This window comes from Legionella nigrisilvae, assembly GCF_977063395.2.
This window is the reverse complement of the sequence record NZ_CDRUGZ020000011.1, coordinates 48,952-69,887: the sequence shown is the minus strand read 5'-3', so window position 1 is coordinate 69,887 and position 20,936 is coordinate 48,952. Positions and strand designations below refer to the sequence as shown.

Genomic DNA, 20,936 nt, shown 5'->3' with positions numbered 1-20,936 from the left:
TTATTGTGAATCTTATCACGCTGGAAAAATCAAATGGAACTCGATCTTTAGGTGAGAGCCCCATAATTTCTCTTCATCCCAGCTAGGGATTAATATTATGCTCTAATGAGAATTCCATCTCAATCGATTTTAACCGAACCTCTAATTATATTTTTACGTAAAAAACGTGCAGGTGATAAAGCATATTGCAAATTCCTTGGAAGACAACCCATTTCGTTATTTATTACAGAAGCGAGCCATTCCGCACATAATGGAATTGTTGTCAGGCCTCGAGAACCAAATCCAGCACAAGCATAAAGACCGGGATAATAAGAACCTGCTTGGCCTATCCAACGTTTTGCATTAGTCTCCAACCGCGCAAATTGTTGCATAAATTGTTCGGCCTGAGCAATTTGCCCCACTATAGGGAGATAATCGGGGGTTGATGCTCTGACACCTGCCCAATGATTACTTACTGTTTGAGACCACAACACTTTTGGCGCGAGCTCTCTAAGCTTAGCCAAATTACTTTGATCGTCTTGGGATTTGATTTGTGGATTTGCTGATTTTAACTCATAGGTAGCACCTAACTGATGAATACCCTTTATGGCTGGAAGAACATGACCCTCGCCGCAAACAGGCAATTTTAAACCTCCAGTTTGTTCGGTGGATGTAATCCCTGTCATTTGTCCCCGTATAGGTTTCACTGGCAAATACTCTGTTTCAGAGAATGAGTTGATTTTATGACCATTTGCTAGAATGAGCACTTCAGTTTCTAAATCATTCACGATCCATCGTTTATCAAAATTCAATTGTCTCACTGAGGTATTGGTAATCAAGGAAATACCTTCCGCACTTACTAAATACTGACATAATTCCGGAGAATTAATCCAGCCTGATAAAGGGATATGCAATCCGGGCTTGTCTAAAGGAATGCCAGCTAATTCTGTTGCACGCTGTGCATCTACGAGAGATCCTAACTCTGGATAATGTTCTAGCCAAGAACACAAGCTGGACTGCGCGGCTTCTTCTTTTTCAGAGTATGAAAGTAATAATGAACCATTCAACTCTCCAAGCTTTGTTTGCTTTAAAATACATTGATATGTTCGTGCAGCATATAAAAATGCAGTTAATAAGAATTGTGTTAATGGAGATCTGTAAGCAGAGAGCTTGGGAAATAAAACCGCTTGTTGATTTGCGGATCCTCCTCTTCCAACCTGATTTAATTCATCAATAATTGTTACGTTCCACCCTCGCTTATTCAGGGTATAAGCAGTAAAGCAACCAGCTAAACCCGCACCGATAATAATTGCTGATCTACGGGGATATTTTTCTGGCGTCCCTACATGCCAAGGTGTATGTCGTTTCGCAGTATTTTGTACCCCTAGTTGTGTAAAACGAGCACAAATCATATGACGTTTTGGCCCAAAACCTTTCCTTTTTTCGACCACAAATCCATGCTTGCTTAAACCAGACTTAACAGATCCTGCCGCGGTATAAGTGGCCAAAGTAGTATTTTCTTTTGATAACATCGCAATTATTTTAATCAATGATTCAGACCACATACTTTTATTTTTAGCTGGAGCAAATCCATCTAGAAACCATGCATCAATAAAAGCTGCTCTAAGCTCCTTCTCAAGCACAGCTTCCCCACAAATTAATAGTTGTTCATAACACTCCAATGCATCACCCAACATTAAGGTGAGTGTTACTCTGCCATTACAAAAGGATAAATGATGATATCCAGGAGTTAAGACAGGATAACTTGCTATCAGCTGCTGAACATACTTTTCCAATTGTGGCCAGGAACCGAGACTTTTTGTTAAATCCGCAAGAGATAAAGGATGTTTTTCACATGAAATAAAGTGCAACTTGGAGTTTTGGGGTGCGTATTGTTCCCATAAACTCCAACTTACAAGAAAATTTAACCCCAGTCCAAAACCCGTTTCTGCAATAGTAAATCTTGAGGGTTTATCATCAGAGAGTGATTGCCAACGATGGACTAAATCATTTCCATTAATAAATACATGAAGCGCTTGATTTATTGCACCTTCAGAAGAATGGTAAATATCATCGTATTGTGTGGAAAAAGGCAAAGTGTCCTGCCATCTCAACTCTGCCTTATTAATAGGTACAAAAAAATTACTCACATACTACTACTCGATTCGCAGCCATCCCTTTGGCTTCTTGTAATTCAGGTGCCTTTTTTTCCTGAATTAATTCCTTTAACTTAGGTACCAGGATAAAAAGTACAATTGAAGAACCAATTGCAAATAATCCTAACATTAAAAATACATGACTATAACCACTATTAGTTATTAAAGGTGAAACACTATCTTTACCATCAATCATTAAGTTGGAACTATAGCTGGATAGAGTTGCACCGACTCCTGAATTTAGCATCCACATGCCCATCATTACACCTTGTAACGAGGTAGGAGCCAAATATCCTATCATAGCATAACCAATTGGTGATATTAAAAGCTCACCAATACTTTGCAAAATATAACTTAAGATAATCCAGCTGGGGCTCACTAACCCTTCATAGTTGGCATAGGCAATACCAATAGGCAATATTGCAAAAGCAATACCAATAAACAACAATGCTAATGCAAACTGAGTTGGAATATTAATTTGTACTCCATTTTTACGCATTTTATGCAGGAATATTCCTAATAAGGGACCACCAATTACAATAGCGACTGTATTAATATTTTGGAACCATTGTGGAGGAATAATCCCGCTTGCATACTCTCGTTGAACATTATGGTCAATGAACACGGTAAGACCCATAGGGGCTATTTGGTAGAGCATCCAAAAAACAGTACCCACAATCATAAACACTGCAAATGCTACTAATTTATCTTTGGCTTCTTTTGTTGGTTGCTGACGTGCCAGATATAGAATTACCCCCAGCATTACAACGCCGGTTATCATTACTAATTTTTTAGCCCAGTCCGCATATTGGAGCATTTGTCCCAAAAAGAAAGGAAGCACTATAATCAAAATACTACCTACCAGCACAGCTCTTTTTTGAGATTGTTTGTCTTTTTTAGAGAATATTGTGTCTTTATCTGATAATTGCTGCCAACAATATAAACAAATAAGTAGGGCAATCAAATTTCCCAAACTACTCAGTAAGAAAAGTCGCTCGTAATTCTGGGTCAACTGGAATAATCCACTCAAACTAAAACCGACGAAAAAGCCAATGTTCATACCCGCATAGTTCATGAGAAATGCTGTTTCACGTCGCGTATCTTCTGGGGTGAAACATTGAGTTAACATGCAGTTCACGCAGGTTACGTTTAAACCCGATCCAGTTAGGAACGCTGCTAAACCATAATATAGAAAAGTAACATCACCGAAGGATAATAAAACGCAACCTATAATTTGCGCCACCATTCCTGCACAAAACAACGCACGGTTAGAGAGCAAACGACCGCCCCAAAAACCTCCAAGCAAGTGCAAGCCATAATTAAATGCAATAAACACGCCCATAATACTATTAGCAGTGCTAATTTGAAGTCCTAACTTGCCTTTCATATACAAAACTAGTGTTGAGTACAACACACTAAAACTTAAAGTAGAAACAATTTGAATAAAAAAAAGTGGAATAGTTCCTTGGGGCATTGACCTAATAAATTCCTTTTTATTTGTCATTATCGACATATGACCTTCCTTGTTAATAAGATCGTCTTTGAATATGACATGAGGAAAAAACACTGTCTAGGTATTTCAAAAATATATTTTAAACCTATTACTTTTCAATAAGTTATTACATTGCAACGCAATATAATCGTTTTTTTTTGAAATCAATAAATTATCAAAAACTGGGGTCCGCTTTATGCTTCCCGCAGGCTAAAACCAAACCCTACGATATTATTTTTTTAATTTTCTTAGAACTTCTTCCGCAGCCGTTTGCGTTTTAGCAATTTCACTTTTCCCATGGGCACTGGAAACAAATCCAGCCTCATACATTGAGGGAGCAAAATAAACTCCTCTATCTAACATCCCATGATAGAATTGTTTAAATAAACTCTCGTCAGAGGCAGCAACATCCGCATAGTCCGCAATGGATTTTTTTTCTGTAAAACAAAAACCAAACATACCACCTAATGAAGCGGTAAAAAATGGGATACCTAACAGTTCAGCAACATAAGCTAAAGCTTGGGTTAGACTTTGTGTTGTTTCACTCAGTTGTTTAAAAAACTCTGGTTTTTCAATTTCGGATAAAGTTGCAAGGCCTGCTGCCATAGCTAATGGATTACCTGAAAGCGTTCCTGCTTGATAAACCGGTCCTTCTGGCGCTAGAAAAGACATAATTTCCGCCTTACCACCTAAAGCACCTACAGGCATGCCTCCTCCAATAACTTTACCCAAAGTAGTAATATCTGGGGTGATGCCAAATACGCCTTGAGCTCCTGTTAGTCCCACTCTAAAACCAGTCATCACTTCATCAAATATTAATAAAGCATTGTATTGATCGCATAATTGACGCAATCCCTTTAAAAACTCTGGTTCAGGTAAAACAAAGCCCATGTTTCCCGCTACAGGTTCCAATATTACTGCAGCAATATCATCTGGAAATTTTTCAAACAATTGTGCCGTTTGTTCCAAGTTATTAAAATTTGCAGTTAGAGTATGTTCTGTAACACTCTGGGGAATTCCAGGTGTAGAAGGAATGCCTAACGTAAGTAAACCAGAACCTGCTTTCACAAGTAAACTATCACTGTGTCCATGATAACAGCCATTAAATTTAACAAATTTGTTTTTTTGGGTTACGCCACGAGCTAATCTGATAGCTGTCATTGTTGCTTCAGTACCTGAATTAACCATCCTTACTTTTTCAATCGAGGGAATTAAAGAGATTATTTTATCAGCCAATTGTATTTCAAGTTCTGTAGGGGCTCCAAAGCTCATTCCACTATGTAATACTTTATTTACTGCTTCAATTACAGCAGGATGACAATGTCCAAGGATTAATGGCCCCCAGGATCCAACATAATCAATGTATTCATTATTATCAACGTCAACAAGATAGGCGCCTTTACCTTGTCTAAAAAAAATCGGATCACCACCCACACCTTTAAATGCCCTTACGGGTGAATTAACACCTCCAGGAATAAGAGCCTGAGCTTGATGAAATAATTCTGCAGAACGAGTCATAAAAAATCTCCATAATTTTGCAGGATTATATTACAGACATTATTAAAAATTGGCAAAAAAAGCAGTTTATCTTTACATCGACTGCTACAATAGCTAAATTACGCTTTTTAAAATGAGTTATTATCATGCAAGAATATAAAAAATATATTTGTGTTATCTGTGGTTTTATTTATGATGAAGCTGAGGGATGGCCGGAGGATGGGATTGAACCTGGTACGCGTTGGGAAGACGTGCCAGAAAACTGGTTTTGCCCAGATTGTGGCGCTGGTAAAGAAGATTTTGATATGGTGGAAATAGAATAAGATCTCAGTTCACACCTTAATAAGTATGTAGCATGGATGAAGCGGGACTCGGGGTTCTTACCGTAAGGACTTCTACTCTCTGGTTCACCCAGGCTACAGAACTAGGGTTTCACTACTACTAAGATCACAATACCAATCAGTAGAAGAGTTGGAAATTCATTATAAATACGAAAAAAGCGCGAATTCTTTTGATTTTGATTTCGTGAAAATGCCTTTAAATAATACCCACATAGTAGATGATAAACCCACAAAATAATCACCAAGCTTAATTTTGCATGCATCCATCCTACACTCATGTAATAAGAGAGATTATAGCTAAGAAGCCATAATCCAAAGAACGTGGTCAGTATCGCCGCGGGCCACATAATTCCATAATAAAGCCGTCTCTCCATTGTTTTAAAACGAATAAGACTAGGCTCATCTTGGGTATCCGCATGATACACAAACAGCCTGGGTAAATAAAATAATCCTGCAAACCAAGAAACCATGGCGATAATATGAAATGCTTTAATCCACAACATAATTAATTTCCCGAGCGATTCTGTCGTTTTTTCCGTGAGTGTTTGACTAAATTCAAGGACTCCACTGCCAAAGAGAATCCCATGGCAAAATAAATATATCCTCGAGGAATATGAAAAGAAAAACCATCAGCAACCAGGACCATACCAATTAAGATCAAGTAACTTAAGGCAAGCATTTTGATTGTAGGATGTTCTTTAATAAATGCACTTACAACTTCACTTGCAAAAATCATAATCAGTATGGCGCTACTAATTGCGACAGCCATTACCCAAAAGTGTGATGTTAAGCCTACTGCAGTTAACACACTATCCAAAGAGAATATAATATCCATTAATGCAATTTGGAAAATAACTGCACGGAATGTTGTTTTAAAACCGCCGGTCTTTTTACCATTAGATTCAAGTTCTTCAGTCACATCCTGGTGAATTTCATCAGTTGCTTTCCAGATTAAAAAAGCACCACCTCCAATGAGAAAGATATCTCGGGCGGAGAACGACATGTTGGCCAGAGTAAGTATTGGTTTAGTTAATTTAATGAGATCCACTGCTAGTGCGAGTATAATTAACCGCATAACCCAAGAAAGCGTTAGTCCCCAGCGCCTTGCTTTTTTTCTCTGTTGTGGCGGTAACTTTTCTGACAAAATAGATAAAATTACTAGATTATCAATTCCCAAAACTATTTCTAATATAATTAAGACAATTAAGCCTACAGTAATATCAATAAAATCCATCAAATCCCCAGATGTCAGAAATTGAAAAACTATATGATATACTCTTATTCTGAGATTCACCTATACCTTTCTTTAAAATATCCAGCATAAATTTTATTGAAAGATCAAGGTTTGTAAGGGTAAAAGATTCACTTTATTCTTTTGCTTCGATATAATATAAGTGTTTTATTAATCTTGTGAGATACAAAGATCATCAAATTTATTAAAAAGCTATTAAAGAGAAACAGAGCTCATGTGGCCCCTGTTGCCTCAACTTATATCATCCCAAGGAATAAACATTCCATATCTAAGGCGGACATTAGTAGCAATGCGCTCAAAGTGCTTAACCGTCTAATTGGTGCTGGTTTTCAAGCTTACATTGTTGGAGGCAGTGTCAGGGATTTATTACTGCATAAGGCTCCCAAAGACTTCGATGTTGCAACCAATGCAACACCCAATCAAGTAAAGAGTCTGTTTCGTAACGGACGGATAATTGGGCGTCGATTCAAGCTGGTACATATACTATTCCACCGGGAAATCATTGAGGTTGCTACGTTCCGGAGTCATGTAGCGGAGGATGAAAGTCAACAAACAAATGAACGTGGTATGTTAGTGCGTGATAATGCTTACGGCTCCCTTGATGAAGACGCTTGGCGGCGTGACTTCACAATTAACTCGCTCTACTACAATATCAATGACTCCTCCATTGTAGATTTTACTGGTGGGGTAAAGGATGTTGAAGAAAAGCTTATTCGTATGATTGGGGATCCGACCAAACGTTATCAAGAAGACCCTGTGCGCATGTTGCGCGCCATTCGTTTTAGTGCCAAATTAAATTTCAAACTTGCGCGAGAGACAGAAGCACCTTTTCCCGAGATTAGTCATCTGATTACCCATGTTTCCAGTTCGCGCTTATTTGATGAAATGACCAAACTGTATCAATGCGGTAATGCAGTAGCGGTACAAAGACTACTCATGCAATATGGTTTGTTCCAATATTTATGCCCTCAAACTAATGCTCTATTGAACAGCAGCCATCCAGTAAATGCATTGCTGGAAATTGCTCTTGAAAACACCGATACACGTATTCATGAAGACAAACCCGTAACACCAGCATTTTTATTCGCAGTTCTTTTATGGTTCCCCATGATTGAGCGGGCAAAGGAACTACAAAAAACTGGAATAGATCCATTGCCTTCAATCGAAAAAGCAATGTCTCTCGTCATTGCCGAACAAAATCAAATTATTTCAATTCCCAAACGGTACACCCAAATAATTCGTGAGATCTGGTTATTACAGTATCGCTTTGCAAAAAGACTTGGAGGAAGAGCTTTTAATCTTTTACAACATCCACGTTTTCGCGCAGCTTATGATTTTATGGCGTTACGTGCCCTTGCAGGCGATGAGTCTATGGAGCTAGCGCAATGGTGGACAAGCTTTCAGGATGCAGATGAAGCAGAACAATCTGATATGGTGGCTCAACTCACTCCTGATGTGCCTAAGCGTAAGCGCCGTCGCAAACCTAAAAGTAATAAAGTTAGTGATCCACAATGAATGTATGTTATTTGGGTCTGGGCTCGAATCAGCACGTACCTGAACGTCAACTTCGCAAAGCAATTAAATCCATACGGGCATTACCCTCCACTGTGGTTACTAAAATTTCCTCTTTTTATTGGAATAAAGCATGGGGATTGCAAGGTCAACAAGACTTTTGTAATGCGGTGATAGAGCTCTCTACCCTTTTATCTCCTTTACAATTACTTAAAGCATGCCAAAAAATTGAGAAAAAACAAGGTCGAGTTCGAAAAAGACACTGGGGGCCTAGAGTTATTGATATTGATATTCTTTTTTACGAGAATCAATCGATCTATTCAAAGAAACTAATACTTCCCCATCCCCAGATCCAATTTAGAGACTTTGTCTTAATTCCTCTACTGGAAATAAATCCCCATTATAAATTAGGGAAATCTTGACTGGGGAAATTATCTTAAATGCCTCCTGGTTTTTGTGTAAGGAATGCACAGCGACTCATATCAACCGAAATTATTTTAAATTTTATGAAGTAAAATAGGTACTTATATTAAGGAATCTACTATTATTTACAATAATAAATTTAATTGTGAGGTTGCTATGTATAAGAATATTTTATTTGCTACGGATTTGCTCAAGGAACATAATCATCTCACAGAAAAAGCAATCGCTATTGCAAAACAATTTACCTCTACATTATATCTGTTACATGTGATTGAACTACCTGCTAGTTTTCAATTAGCACAAGGACTTGGTTTTACAGAATTAGCCAACCCAGCCAAAGATGACGCACAAACTGTATTAACTCTACTAGGGGAAAATTTTAACATTCCGCGCGAACATCAATTTGTCGAGGTAGGCTCAGTAAAAGAGCATATTTTTAATAAAGTAAAAGAACTAGATTGTCAGCTTATTATTATTGGCAGTCATTCATCTATTGGTTTGCATTCATTTTTGGGTAGCACAGCACATGCGACAGTGAATCATGCTCCATGTGATGTATTAACCTTACGACTTTAAAATTAATTTTTTCACGACACTGTTATTAAAGGATTAATATGCAATTTAAATTTCTTGCTGCTTCTGGAACTGTAATAGACTCTAGAGATCTTTTGTCGCCCAATAAGATTAGGCTCATTGATTGATCAAGTTGACGAAAAGCATTGTTCATCAACACATAGATACACCATGAATCAGAAGCCGCTTTATCCTTTAACTTAAAAATTGGAATACAACTTGAGTGGTGCTGTGAAATTCCTGGATAGGGACAGAAGAACAATTATGAGTAAAAGACACACAACCTTGACGCTAAAATATTTGGGCATTAATTCCCATAAAGAACCTGTTATTTATATGCGTGAAGATTGTTATATTTGTAAATCTGAAGGATTTACTGCTCAAGCTCGTGTTCAGGTACTACTTAATGAGCGCTCTATTGTGGCTACATTAAATACTGTCGAGACCAATTTATTAAGACACAATGAGGCAGGACTTTCTAATTATGCTTGGGAGCTGCTCGCAGCAAAAGAAGGCGATGAAATTACAGTAGCTCACCCACAACAATTGGACTCCCTCAGTTACATCCGATCAAAAATTTATGGAAATGAGCTCACCGCAGAACAAACAACCCATATCATAAGAGATATTGTATCCGGGCAACTCTCTGATATTAATATTGCAATGTATCTCGCTGCTAGTGGTGGAGATAGACTGTCTAAAAAAGAAGTTATTGATCTAACCCGGGCGATGATTAGTTCTGGCAAACAATTATCATGGGATCTCCCTTTTATTGTTGATAAGCATTCGGTAGGAGGCTTACCAGGAAATCGAACAACCCCTATTGTCGTTGCAATTGTTGCTGCGTTCGGTTTAGTTATCCCTAAAACATCTTCTCGTGCCATAACATCACCCGCAGGAACAGCAGATACGATGGAAGTATTTACTAATGTTGATCTGAACATTGCTGAAATGAAAAAAGTTGTTGAACAAGAAAATGGTTGCCTCGTTTGGGGGGGCTCTATGGCTTTAAGTCCAGCCGATGACTTACTTATCCGAATTGAGAGAACTGCAAATATCGATAGTGAAGGACAAATGGTCGCTTCAATTTTATCAAAAAAAATTGCTGCAGGTTCAAATCATCTTGTCATTGATATGCCTATAGGAACTACAGCCAAAGTTCGTTCCATTGAACGAGCCAATTCATTAAAAAAACTATTAAAATTGGTTGCAGACGAGTTTAATATCAGTATAAAAGTAATATTTAGTGATGGCTCACAACCAATCGGCCGGGGAATTGGGCCTGTACTTGAGGCATTTGATGTATTAGCCGTTTTAAATTGCGATAAACATGCGCCCCAAGATTTACGTGAGCATGCTTTAACATTAGCGTCTCATATCATAGAATTTTCCCCTCAAGTACCACCAGGCCAAGGATTGAGCATTGCTACTCATATTCTTGATAATAGAAAAGCATTAGCTAAATTCGAAGCAATTTGCAAAGCCCAAGGCGGCTTACGTGAGATTAAAAAAGCACCCATTGTGCATACTGTAGAGTCAAAACTATCAGGGACTATTATTAATATTGATAACCGGCATATTTCCCAATTGGCTAAGTTGGCTGGAGCACCACGCTCAAAAGCGGCGGGAGTGGAATTATTAACGCCACTCAACTCAATAGTCAAAAAATCTCAACCTCTTTTTAGAATTCATGCAGAAAACCGAGGGGAGCTCAATTATGCCCTTGATTTTCTGAAACAGGGTCATGAGGTCTTTCAAATTGAGGCGAGTATATGAAAAAACCCATTATTTTTTCATTATTTGGACACAATGAACTTACAACTAAGATTCAAAAAAAATGTCAGTATGAACTTGGTAAAATGAGCTTTCATCAATTCCCTGATCAAGAAACTCTGGTGAAAATTGAATCTGTTGTATCGAAGCGTATTGTTATCTTTGTTGCCAATTTAGTCCATCCCAACCCGAAAATCCTACCCCTTTTATTCGCTGCACAAACAGCAAGATCCTTAGACGCGGCTCAAGTTGTGTTAGTAACTCCATATCTTACTTATATGCGTCAAGATAAAGTATTTGAATCAGGTCAAGGTATTACATCTGCTTATTTTGCACAATTGGTTTCTTCTTATTTTGATGGCTTAATTACAATCGATCCACATCTTCATCGCTGGTCAGATTTAAGCGAGATTTATAAGATACCTACTAAAGTGCTTCATGCGACAAATGAGATTGCATCTTGGATTGCTCAACATGTATCCAATCCTCTCCTTATTGGGCCGGACTCAGAAAGTGCGCAATGGGTTGAAAACATCGCTCACAAGTCTTCTGCACCATTCACTATTTTAGAAAAAATCAGAAAAAGCGATACACAAGTTGAGATTTCCATTCCGGGAATAAAACAATACTTGGATGCTACTCCTATTCTTATTGATGATATTATCTCGACTGGAATGACTATGATGGAAACATTAAATCATTTAAGTTCATTAAATACGAAACCCGCTGTTTGCGTTGGTGTCCATGGCGTTTTCGCAGGAAATGCCTATCAAAAACTTTTACTCTCTCATGCTGCAAAGATCATTACTTGCAATACAATCCCTCACAACTCTAATAATATCGACCTCAGCCAGAATATCGTTGATTTTTTACTTGGGTGGGATGTCTTAAATGGATAAAATTATCTTATCCTTTTTACCTATCTATATTAGAGAACCTATCATTTGTCCTCCAAACACAAATAAACCTATTTCTTTTTGCTTTTAGCTTTCTTTTTAATGTGACTCATTAATCTTCTTTTCTTATTTACTTGTCGTTGTGATAATTTAACCTTTTTATCTGCAAATGGATTTGTTCCACCTTTAAATTCCAATTTTAACGGAGTCCCGATTAGTCCTAAATGCTTAATAAATTCATTATTTAGGTACCGTTTATAACTTTCAGGAAGATCAGCTAATTGATTCCCATGGATTACTATTACGGGCGGGTTGTGGCCACCAAGATGAGCATACCTTAATTTTATCCTACGTCCATTGACACAAGGGGGTGTATGCTTCGTGCTAATATCTTGAAGCAAGCGAGTTAATCGGGGCGTAGAAAAAGATTGGACAGCTGAAGTATACGCTTCATTTATATCCTTAAATAAACCACCTACCCCACTGCCATGTAAAGCCGATATAAATCTAATTTTTGCAAAATTTGCGAAGTGCAATCTTCTAGATAATTCGCTTTTCACATGTTCTTTATGCTCTTCATCCAAACCATCCCACTTATTCACCGCAATAACTAATGCTTTACCCGATTCAATAATAAAACCGAGCAAATTCATGTCTTGATCAGTAATCCCTTCCTTAGCATCCAGAACTTGCAGACACACATTGGATTTTTGGATGGCCTGTAATGTCTTAATCACAGAGAATTTTTCTATTTTTTCATCAATACGAGATTTTCTCCGTACGCCTGCCGTATCAATCAGGACATAGTTTTGCTCATCTCTAACAAAAGGAATGGAAATACTATCTCTGGTTGTACCTGGCATATCATAAACAACAACCCGCTCTTCACCCAGAATCCGATTTATCAAAGTTGATTTGCCAACATTTGGGCGACCAGCAAAAGCGATTTTAATTGCCTTATCTTCCCCACTCTCATCAATATGAGTTGCAAATGGTGATAAAACTTCTTCAAGTAGGGTTCCAATGCCACTACCATGCGAAGATGAAATTGAATGAACATCCGCAATACCTAAAGAATGGAAATCGGCACAAACAACATCATCATCTAGGCCTTCTGTTTTATTTACAACAAGATGAACTTTTTTATTTAATTTACGTAAATTATTGGCAATTTTTTCATCAATTCCAGTCAATCCAGCTCTTCCATCCACCAAGAAAAGAACGATATCAGCTTCATTTAGCGCGATTTCTGATTGTTTGGACATTAAATTATCAACAGCAATATCGTCAACACCGATACCACCGGTGTCAACAACGATATAGTGTTTATCATCATAAATGGCTTGACCGTACTGTCTGTCACGAGTTAAGCCAGGAAAATCAGCAACTAGGGCATCTTGTGTCTTAGTCAGCCTATTAAATAATGTAGACTTACCAACATTAGGACGTCCAACAAGTGCTATCACAGGGATCATTTATTAACTCACAGATAATTGATTTAACATTCCATTGTCTGTTAATACATATAATTTTTTTCCGATTACGCTTGGGGAAATACTCACACCACTTGAAACTTTTGAGCGGGCTATAATTTCACCCGTTTGGGTATCAATAAAGTGTAAATAACCCGTTTTGTCACCTACTACTAAATCATTTTTGATCAAAGCAGGCTCAGTTAGTACTCTTGCCTTTAATCCAGTTTGTTTCCAATTAACTTGTCCACTACGTTTATCAATAGACCAAACGACATCATGGCTGTCTGTGATAAATAAGGTGTTACCACTTAGAATCATATTCTTGTATACAGAACCGGGTTTTCTCCAAATAAACTGCCCATCAGATAAAGATAATGCACCAATATAACCCTGATAACTGGCAAGATAAACCACATTATTTTCCACAATGGGATCGGCATCAATATCAACTAATCGCTCTACATCGCTGGGTCCTGAAGCGTAAGCAATACTTCGTTGCCACATGACACGCCCTGTTTTCAAATCTAAAGCATCAAGTTTCCCATCAGAAAAACCTATCAATACTAAATTTCCCATAGCAACAGGCGATGAACTTGCCTTGAGGATTAAACTAGGAGAACCATGTTCTGCCATCCATATTTGTTTTCCATCAGCTGCATTAAAGGCATACACTCTACCGTCGATGGTCTTAACAATTACCTTTCCGCCTAAAATAACTGGTGGTGATAGAATTTCACCCGTAACCTTTGATTGCCATAATTTGTTACCATTATTCTCATTTAATACTACTAATGAAGAATTATTAGTACCTACTGCAACATATCCACTGGCTACTGCTGGTCCACTAACCAAACCATGCTTAAGCGCAGTAGACCATTTCATATTACCATTATTCTTGCTAATAGCTTGAACTAATCCACTCGCATCAGCGGTATAAATAATCCCATTTTTAATTACTGGCTTAAGTCTTAAATATTCTTTATTTTTTGATGACTTGCCAGCAGCTACTGTCCAGTTTTGGTCTACTTTAACTTTGTCTTTAATTTGCTTAAGTTCTTTAGGTTTGGGCGTGTTGTCTTTCCCTAACATGTAATCATCAAGTTTTGAACACCCTTGAATTATGGTACAAAGAATTAAAATAAATAATTTCATTTTCATGAAAATTGGACCTCAATTTTTACAAAACAGCTCAATAAAAGCATTCACTAAGTTTTAGCTCAATAGAGAAAATCTCAAAACAGGTGTATTAAGCCTATTAAGCTAATAACAAAGAGGTTATGCAGACTCTATTTTTTTATCTCCAGAAATAACTGAATGAGATTTGCTCGCTATCGCATTAGTTTTCATTTCTAAAAATAAATTCCCCATTCCATTACTTTTTACTTCATCCAAGGCTTGCTTATAAGAGTTCATGGCCTCTTTATATTGGCCGGTGGCTCCATAAATATCACCTTTTAATTCATTAATGACCGGTAAATAAGTATTATCTTCAACATTGCTTAATTCCTTAAGAGCATTTGTGTACGACTTTTCTGCTGCGAAGATACGTGCAATACGAATTTTAGCTATTTGCTTCAGAGTTGACATTTTACTGTTTGCAGCAACGGCCTGTAATTCTTCAGTAGCTTTATCCAATTTATTTTTTGATACATAAATTTTTGCAAGTGTCATATGTGCAGCATCGGCATAAACGGTACGACCGTGCTCGTGAATTAACTGATTAGCATAGGCTCTTACTGCTTTAATATTTTGATTAGAGAGAGCGACCATCATTTGCTCATAGGCAACTGAAGCCTGTTGAGTAAGTTTTTCCTGATGCCAATGCAAATATCGATATCCTGCAATACCAAAGAGCACAAGTGATAATACTATAGTGACAAGATTACCGTATTGTTTCCACCATTTTTTTATCGATTCTAATTGTTCCTCTTCAGTCATATACACTGACATATTATTCTCCTGCACTCACTCTAAATAATCTTTTAAAACATGATTAAGCATATTTTGATCTACTGTAATTTGCTCAGTCTCATTCCGCAAATCTTTAATACTAATTTGCTTGGTTGCTAACTCATCTTCACCTAAAATTAAAGCTAATCGAGCCCCGCTTTTATCTGCTTTTTTGAATTGACTTTTAAAACTACCACCGGCCGTATTTACTGATACTTCAATTTCTGGATATTTAGTACGTATTGATTCAGAAATTACCAGAGCTTTTACCACAGCATCTTCATTGGTAGCAATAATATACAATGCATTCTTTTTATTATCCTGCTTGAGAACACTCAGAGTTTCCATAAGAAGATATATTCTTTCAATACCTAATGCAAAACCTACTGCTGGTGTTGGATTACCACCTAATTGCTCTACCAGTATATCGTATCGACCTCCAGCACAAACTGTAGCTTGACTTCCTAATTTATCGGTTACCCACTCAAATACTGTATGCCCATAATAATCAAGACCTCTGACCAAAACCGGGTTTACTGTATAGGGTACCTTTAATTGGTCTAAACCATCACAAAAAGACTGAAAATGTTCTCGACTTTGTTCATCCAGAACATCAATTAGTTTAGGTGCATTAGACAATAACTCCTGCATTTCAGGGTTTTTACTATCTAAAATACGCAGTGGATTGCGAGTTAACCTGCGTTTACTGTCCTCATCTAACTGTTGTTCATGATCTGTCAAATATTCAACAAGCACTTTTCTATAGCGCTGACGCTCTGTTAACTCACCTAAGGTATTTATTTGCAACTGTACAGAATCTGCAAAGCCTAACTGTTCCCAGAATTTACGACATATGGAAATTAATTCCAATTCAACCATGGCACCAGGCATCCCAAATGCCTCTACACCTAATTGATTGAACTGCCTATATCGTCCTTTCTGTGGCCGTTCATGTCGGAACATGGGACCCATATACCATAATTTTTGCTGTTGATTATGTAGGAGCCCATTTTGCAGACAAGCACGTACACAACCCGCAGTCCCTTCGGGTCTCAAAGTAATGCTATCCCCATTTAAATCATTAAAAGTATACATTTCCTTTTCGACTATATCAGTGACTTCACCTATAGTGCGTTTAAATAACTGAGTGCTTTCAATAAGTGGAAAGCGTATTTCCTGATAGCCATAACTGGATAATACTTTTACAAAAATTTGTTCGATGGAACGCCAAAATGCCGTTGTTTCAGGCAAAATATCATTCATTCCTCGTATTGCTTGGATTCTCTCAGCCACCTATTTTCTCCATAGGAGACATTTCCGGTTTAGGATTTAATAGAGATTGCATTTTTGATATGTCAGTCAGTTTTAATTCGTGGGTCTCTGTTGCTGGTGTTTGGTTTAGAGATAAATCAACAGGAGTACTTTGGGCAGGAAATACCTGTTGAGTATCTCTATTTTTTTGCCACCAAATTCCTACCGCAACCATCACACCTAAAGCAAACAAAATGGTGAACCAACGAATAATATGTTCTGCTTTATGAGACTCACGTTTACTTTGTTGCCATAACAGAGCGCGATCAGATTTTTTCTCAACGACAAACTGCTCATTAAATATCGCCAGATAAGGTTCCGGAGAAGTACCTAATAATTTAGCATAGGCACGCAAATACCCTTTAACAAAAACGGGTTCTGGCAACAAATGAAATTCATTAGTTTCAATTAACTCAATAATACGAGCTCTTAAATGCAATTTATTGGCAACATACTCAATCGTATATCCTTTTTGTTCCCGGATACTTGCAAGTTGTTCGCCTGGATTTTTATGCTCAACTATACTTTCATCCAGTGTGGTTGTTGTATTCATTATTTACTCCACTATTGTCGATATTGGAATTCAAATTATTTATACTTTGCTGATATTCTGCTGCGAGAGTATATTGCCCAACTTTCTCAGAAATCTCCTTGGCCAAAGATAATAGTACTCTGTCATTTAAAATTAAATCAGGGTGCTTTTGTAATAGCGCAAATGCATCTGAGTCTTTTCCGCTTTTAATTTCAAGTTTCAGTAATTCATAAAAAGATGCTTTCCTTGAAGGGTCTTGATTTAATGCTTTTGCAAAATACAGTTTGGCCTTGTCTTCATTAGGAACTGAAAGAGCACAAAGTCCCGCATTTTCATAAGCTCCAGAAGTATGCACATATTTTAAATCATTAGCAGCTTTTAAAAAGTAATTTTCAGCTTTTGTATAATTGCCTTGTCGACATAAAAAGGCTCCATAGTTATTTAGCTGAGCGCCTCCATTTCCCGAAAATGAGATGGCTTTCAAATAGTATTTTTCTGCCTGGTCTAGTTCTTTAGTTTGCTCAAAATAATAAGCCATTGCAGAGTTAACATCGGCTGAAGTAGGTTCTTGCTCTAATGCAGTAAGCATCTTTTTTTTCGCTCTAGGCCTATCCCCTTGTTTTAAATACTCGAGGCCTAGCTGTGCATTATAGGATGCAGCTTTACTGAGATCAGGCTTTTTAAAATTTTGTTTTTCATTTTCTTCATCATGCACACATGCCTGTAAAAACAGCACGGTCATAATAAACAAAAGACAAAACCTTTTTAACACAATATTTCACGCTAAGGTTAGAAATGATTGCGCATTATAACCGCTTATAAATAAATTAAAAATGATTTGTCACAAATAATGATTTTATTGTAGTTTTCAGTGACATAATTAGAGTCGAAGAGTGGTGCCAAACCTGTAAATAAGAGCTATATCTTAACCAGTTTCTCCCCTACGCCAGCTACTCTTCTTGTTCTGCAGTGGATTGCTCTTGATCTTTTTTGGATATAAAGTGTAATTTCTGCCATCTTTGAGAGCGACTTGTTCTATCCTTGACTTCACCAGCTAATTGGCCACATGCTGCATCAATATCATCTCCTCGTGTTTTACGGGTAATCGTATTAATACCATGGGCTATTAATTTATCTCTAAATGCATCAATTGCTTCTTGAGGCGAACGCTCATATTGAGTCATCGGAAAAGGATTAAAGGGAATTAAATTGACTTTTGATGGAATATTGCGCAGTAACTTGATCAACTGATTCGCATGTTCAGGTTGATCATTTACCCCCTTGAGCATGACATACTCAAAAGTTACCTTCCTTCGAGGTTCATTTTTAAAGTAGTTTTTACACAAAGCCATCAGCTGTGCTAAAGGATATTTCTTATTTATAGGAACAAGGACATTTCGCAGTTCATCAGTAGGTGCATGTAAGGAAACAGCTAAGGCCACTGGGCTAACTTCTCTTAAACGTTCCAGATCGGGAAGAACACCCGAGGTACTCAAAGTAACACGACGTTTTGATAATCCATAAGCAAAATCATCCATCATAAGATCCATTGCGGACACGACATTATCAAAATTAAGCAAGGGTTCTCCCATGCCCATCATCACCACATTAGTAACTCTTTTATCGTGTGTTCCATGTTGTTGTGATAACTCTCGTGCAGCCAACCATACTTGCCCAATAATTTCTCCAGTGGATAAATTACGATTAAAACCCTGTTTTGCAGTAGAACAAAAGGAACAATTTAAAGCGCATCCTACTTGGGAGGAAACACATAAAGTGCCTCGATTGGTTTCGGGAATGAATACGGTCTCGATGCAGTTACCGCAGTCCAGCTTTAAAAGCCATTTATGAGTACCATCATTGGATTTTTGGCAAGCGACTATTTCTGGTAATTTAATGCAAGAACGTTGTGCCAATTTTTCTCTCAACGTCTTACTAAGATTGGTCATTTTTGTGAAATCAGTAAAACCTGCCTGATGAATCCACTGGATTAACTGTTGCGCTCTATAAGGTTGCTCGCCCCAGCTATTGAGTAATTCACGCATTTGTTGGTAGTTGTAATCGAGCAGATTTACTTTCTGTACAGTCATTTTTACTCCAAATTTAATGACCTAAAAAACGTATTCGGGAGCCTCTGTATAGCATAGTGAAACCTGGGAATACTAATCTTTCAAGAACCCGGGTTTCGCTGCGCGCTTTACCCAGGCTACATGAGGTCATTAAATATCAAAACCTATCTTATCGTACACAAATTTCATGCGGTTCAAAAAAGAACGCAATTTCACGTGCAGCATTTTCCAGACTATCTGAACCATGAACGGCATTGGCATCGATACTGTCAGCGAAATCAGCACGTATAGTTCCCGGAGCAGCTTCCTTGGGGTTTGTTGCACCCATGATGTCTCGGTTTTTCATTACTGCATTTTCGCCGTGTAATGCCTGAACCATTACTGGACCAGAAATCATAAATTCAACTAAATCCTTAAAGAAAGGACGCGCACGATGAATATCATAAAAACTTTCTGCTTGCTCACGAGAAAGTTGCATCATTTTTGCAGCAACTATGTTTAGACCAGCGTTTTCAAAACGGGTATAGATTTGTCCAATAACAGATTTAGCCACTGCATCAGGTTTAATAATTGACAATGTTGTTTCTTTTGTCATCACGCACTCCATAGGGGGTTAGTTAAAGTGCAATATTATACACGAAATCTAAGCTAGATGGCTAATATAAATTCCTTTTAAAGTCATAGTCATCATTCATCAAGCAAAACTAGATACATACTTTTCATTAACCTTACCCTATTGCACCAATTGTTTTATCAAAATATAAAGGTTCTCTATTAATAGCATCTTGTTCTGGGTCAATTTTATATTCAGGTAATGATTTCATTAAATCAATCACCCGTAGAATCGTTTCATAAAAAAGAGTTCGGTACGAATTAGCAGCTTGTCCTATCTCTTCAGTTTGCGCAAGAAAATCACTGATTTGTTCATCAAAATCCATATCAATGAGCACAACTTCGGACAATATCATTGCCATTTTTCTCTCTAAATCCTCAGTAAGCGGAGTCTTGAGAACTTCATTTATTTTCTCTATAAAAAAATATTGGTTGTTTTGAACATCTAATATATTGCAATAGATTAGCGCATGATTTATTGCCTGCCGTATTTTACTTTTTTTCTCTGAAATACCCATACTTTTAAGTAGGCCTCTCAATGAAGCGATTGCCTTTTCTATTTCAGTATTAAATATTTGAGTTACTCTTATCAACGCTGATTGACTGTTAGCAATCAACCAATCATGTTGTCCCTGCACATTATGAAACTCATCTCCAAGATTAACTAGTTGCTGACGTTCATTTTCTAGTTCCTCACGAGTTGAAGCTCCCTGTGCCTCTTCACCTTTAGAGTTCTCTCCAGATAATAAATAATCAATAAATAATTTTTGTGTATAAACATGATAATCATTCGCTTGTTGTAGGATGATTCCATTCAGTACACTTTTTAGTGGAACACGTAACAACCGATGATAAAAACTATATGGACTTTTAATTGCTTCTACTAATTCACTTTGTGCTAAATTGACTTTGTATGTACCCAATATACGCTCGGCTGTGATTACTCCGTATGTTGAAAACCAGTGACTTAATTCATTATCAGATTCTTCCCCGTTCATTTTTCATCCAATTTAAATTTCAAAATATTAAGCGTATTTACAATTCCCTAGATTAATCTAATTTTTGATTTACACCTCATCAAACCGTAGGATAC

At 37.3% G+C, this 20,936-nt stretch carries 20 protein-coding genes; 6 read left to right on the top strand and 14 right to left on the bottom strand.

Features of this window, described 5'->3' with window-relative positions:
- Positions 1-119: 119 nt before the first annotated feature.
- The 3 genes from mnmC to hemL all read right to left on the bottom strand — a co-directional run bounded on the left by mnmC (position 120) and on the right by hemL (position 5,145).
- Positions 120-2,129, bottom strand: a complete 2,010-nt coding sequence (gene mnmC, locus ACWTE2_RS00400; RefSeq protein WP_454783679.1) for a bifunctional tRNA (5-methylaminomethyl-2-thiouridine)(34)-methyltransferase MnmC2/FAD-dependent 5-carboxymethylaminomethyl-2-thiouridine(34) oxidoreductase MnmC1 — start codon at positions 2,127-2,129, stop codon at positions 120-122.
- Positions 2,122-3,648 carry a peptide MFS transporter gene (locus ACWTE2_RS00395; RefSeq protein ID WP_454783678.1) on the bottom strand — a complete coding sequence of 509 codons (1,527 nt, stop codon included), beginning with the start codon at positions 3,646-3,648 and terminating at the stop codon, positions 2,122-2,124. Before ACWTE2_RS00395 ends, mnmC begins: the two co-directional genes overlap by 8 nt.
- Before the next feature lie 210 nt (positions 3,649-3,858).
- Positions 3,859-5,145, bottom strand: a complete 1,287-nt coding sequence (gene hemL / locus ACWTE2_RS00390; protein ID WP_454783677.1) for a glutamate-1-semialdehyde 2,1-aminomutase — start codon at positions 5,143-5,145, stop codon at positions 3,859-3,861.
- A 125-nt stretch (positions 5,146-5,270) separates the two neighbouring features.
- Here hemL and ACWTE2_RS00385 point away from each other — a divergent pair, with 125 nt between their 5' ends.
- Positions 5,271-5,447: a rubredoxin gene (locus ACWTE2_RS00385; protein WP_182390598.1), complete on the top strand. Its 177-nt coding sequence runs from the start codon at positions 5,271-5,273 to the stop codon at positions 5,445-5,447.
- A 101-nt stretch (positions 5,448-5,548) separates the two neighbouring features.
- On the opposite strand, the gene hemJ is transcribed toward ACWTE2_RS00385, so the two are convergent.
- Both hemJ and ACWTE2_RS00375 read right to left on the bottom strand, forming a co-directional pair.
- Complete coding sequence (gene hemJ, locus ACWTE2_RS00380) at positions 5,549-5,968, bottom strand: protoporphyrinogen oxidase HemJ (protein WP_454783676.1); 420 nt, start codon at positions 5,966-5,968, stop codon at positions 5,549-5,551.
- Between the two features lie 2 nt (positions 5,969-5,970).
- A complete protein-coding gene (locus ACWTE2_RS00375; protein WP_454783675.1) occupies positions 5,971-6,699 on the bottom strand; it encodes a TerC family protein in 729 nt (242 codons plus the stop codon).
- A 234-nt stretch (positions 6,700-6,933) separates the two neighbouring features.
- Here ACWTE2_RS00375 and pcnB point away from each other — a divergent pair, with 234 nt between their 5' ends.
- From pcnB to ACWTE2_RS00350, 5 genes are all read left to right on the top strand, one after another.
- Positions 6,934-8,232: a polynucleotide adenylyltransferase PcnB gene (gene pcnB, locus ACWTE2_RS00370; RefSeq protein WP_454783674.1), complete on the top strand. Its 1,299-nt coding sequence runs from the start codon at positions 6,934-6,936 to the stop codon at positions 8,230-8,232.
- Positions 8,229-8,651 carry a 2-amino-4-hydroxy-6-hydroxymethyldihydropteridine diphosphokinase gene (gene folK / locus ACWTE2_RS00365; protein WP_182393561.1) on the top strand — a complete coding sequence of 141 codons (423 nt, stop codon included), beginning with the start codon at positions 8,229-8,231 and terminating at the stop codon, positions 8,649-8,651. The genes pcnB and folK overlap by 4 nt, the downstream gene beginning before the upstream one ends.
- A gap of 157 nt (positions 8,652-8,808) precedes the next feature.
- Entirely contained in the window at positions 8,809-9,228 is a 420-nt protein-coding gene (locus ACWTE2_RS00360) for a universal stress protein (protein WP_182393560.1), read from the top strand.
- Positions 9,229-9,489: 261 nt separating this feature from the next.
- Positions 9,490-11,001, top strand: a complete 1,512-nt coding sequence (locus ACWTE2_RS00355) for a thymidine phosphorylase family protein (RefSeq protein ID WP_454783673.1) — start codon at positions 9,490-9,492, stop codon at positions 10,999-11,001.
- The gene (locus ACWTE2_RS00350) at positions 10,998-11,897 is read left to right on the top strand and encodes a ribose-phosphate diphosphokinase (RefSeq protein ID WP_454783672.1); all 900 of its coding nucleotides are present in this window, start codon (positions 10,998-11,000) and stop codon (positions 11,895-11,897) included. Before ACWTE2_RS00355 ends, ACWTE2_RS00350 begins: the two co-directional genes overlap by 4 nt.
- A gap of 68 nt (positions 11,898-11,965) precedes the next feature.
- Here the strand turns inward: ACWTE2_RS00350 and der are convergent, their stop codons facing one another.
- From der to ACWTE2_RS00305, 9 genes are all read right to left on the bottom strand, one after another.
- Positions 11,966-13,369, bottom strand: a complete 1,404-nt coding sequence (der, locus tag ACWTE2_RS00345) for a ribosome biogenesis GTPase Der (RefSeq protein ID WP_454783671.1) — start codon at positions 13,367-13,369, stop codon at positions 11,966-11,968.
- Positions 13,370-13,372: 3 nt separating this feature from the next.
- Positions 13,373-14,527 carry an outer membrane protein assembly factor BamB gene (gene bamB / locus ACWTE2_RS00340; RefSeq protein ID WP_454783670.1) on the bottom strand — a complete coding sequence of 385 codons (1,155 nt, stop codon included), beginning with the start codon at positions 14,525-14,527 and terminating at the stop codon, positions 13,373-13,375.
- A 117-nt stretch (positions 14,528-14,644) separates the two neighbouring features.
- Entirely contained in the window at positions 14,645-15,319 is a 675-nt protein-coding gene (locus tag ACWTE2_RS00335) for a YfgM family protein (RefSeq protein WP_454783669.1), read from the bottom strand.
- A 15-nt stretch (positions 15,320-15,334) separates the two neighbouring features.
- On the bottom strand, positions 15,335-16,612 hold the full coding sequence (gene hisS / locus ACWTE2_RS00330) for a histidine--tRNA ligase (RefSeq protein WP_454783668.1): 1,278 nt from the start codon (positions 16,610-16,612) through the stop codon (positions 15,335-15,337).
- On the bottom strand, positions 16,605-17,183 hold the full coding sequence (locus ACWTE2_RS00325) for a helix-turn-helix domain-containing protein (RefSeq protein WP_182393553.1): 579 nt from the start codon (positions 17,181-17,183) through the stop codon (positions 16,605-16,607). The genes hisS and ACWTE2_RS00325 overlap by 8 nt, the downstream gene beginning before the upstream one ends.
- Positions 17,158-17,904, bottom strand: a complete 747-nt coding sequence (gene pilW, locus ACWTE2_RS00320; protein WP_454784417.1) for a type IV pilus biogenesis/stability protein PilW — start codon at positions 17,902-17,904, stop codon at positions 17,158-17,160. The genes ACWTE2_RS00325 and pilW overlap by 26 nt, the downstream gene beginning before the upstream one ends.
- Before the next feature lie 208 nt (positions 17,905-18,112).
- Positions 18,113-19,252: a dual-specificity RNA methyltransferase RlmN gene (rlmN, locus tag ACWTE2_RS00315; protein ID WP_454783667.1), complete on the bottom strand. Its 1,140-nt coding sequence runs from the start codon at positions 19,250-19,252 to the stop codon at positions 18,113-18,115.
- Positions 19,253-19,400: 148 nt separating this feature from the next.
- A complete protein-coding gene (ndk, locus tag ACWTE2_RS00310) occupies positions 19,401-19,826 on the bottom strand; it encodes a nucleoside-diphosphate kinase (RefSeq protein WP_182393551.1) in 426 nt (141 codons plus the stop codon).
- 133 nt (positions 19,827-19,959) lie between these two features.
- Positions 19,960-20,841, bottom strand: a complete 882-nt coding sequence (locus ACWTE2_RS00305) for a hypothetical protein (protein WP_454783666.1) — start codon at positions 20,839-20,841, stop codon at positions 19,960-19,962.
- Positions 20,842-20,936: the final 95 nt, after the last annotated feature.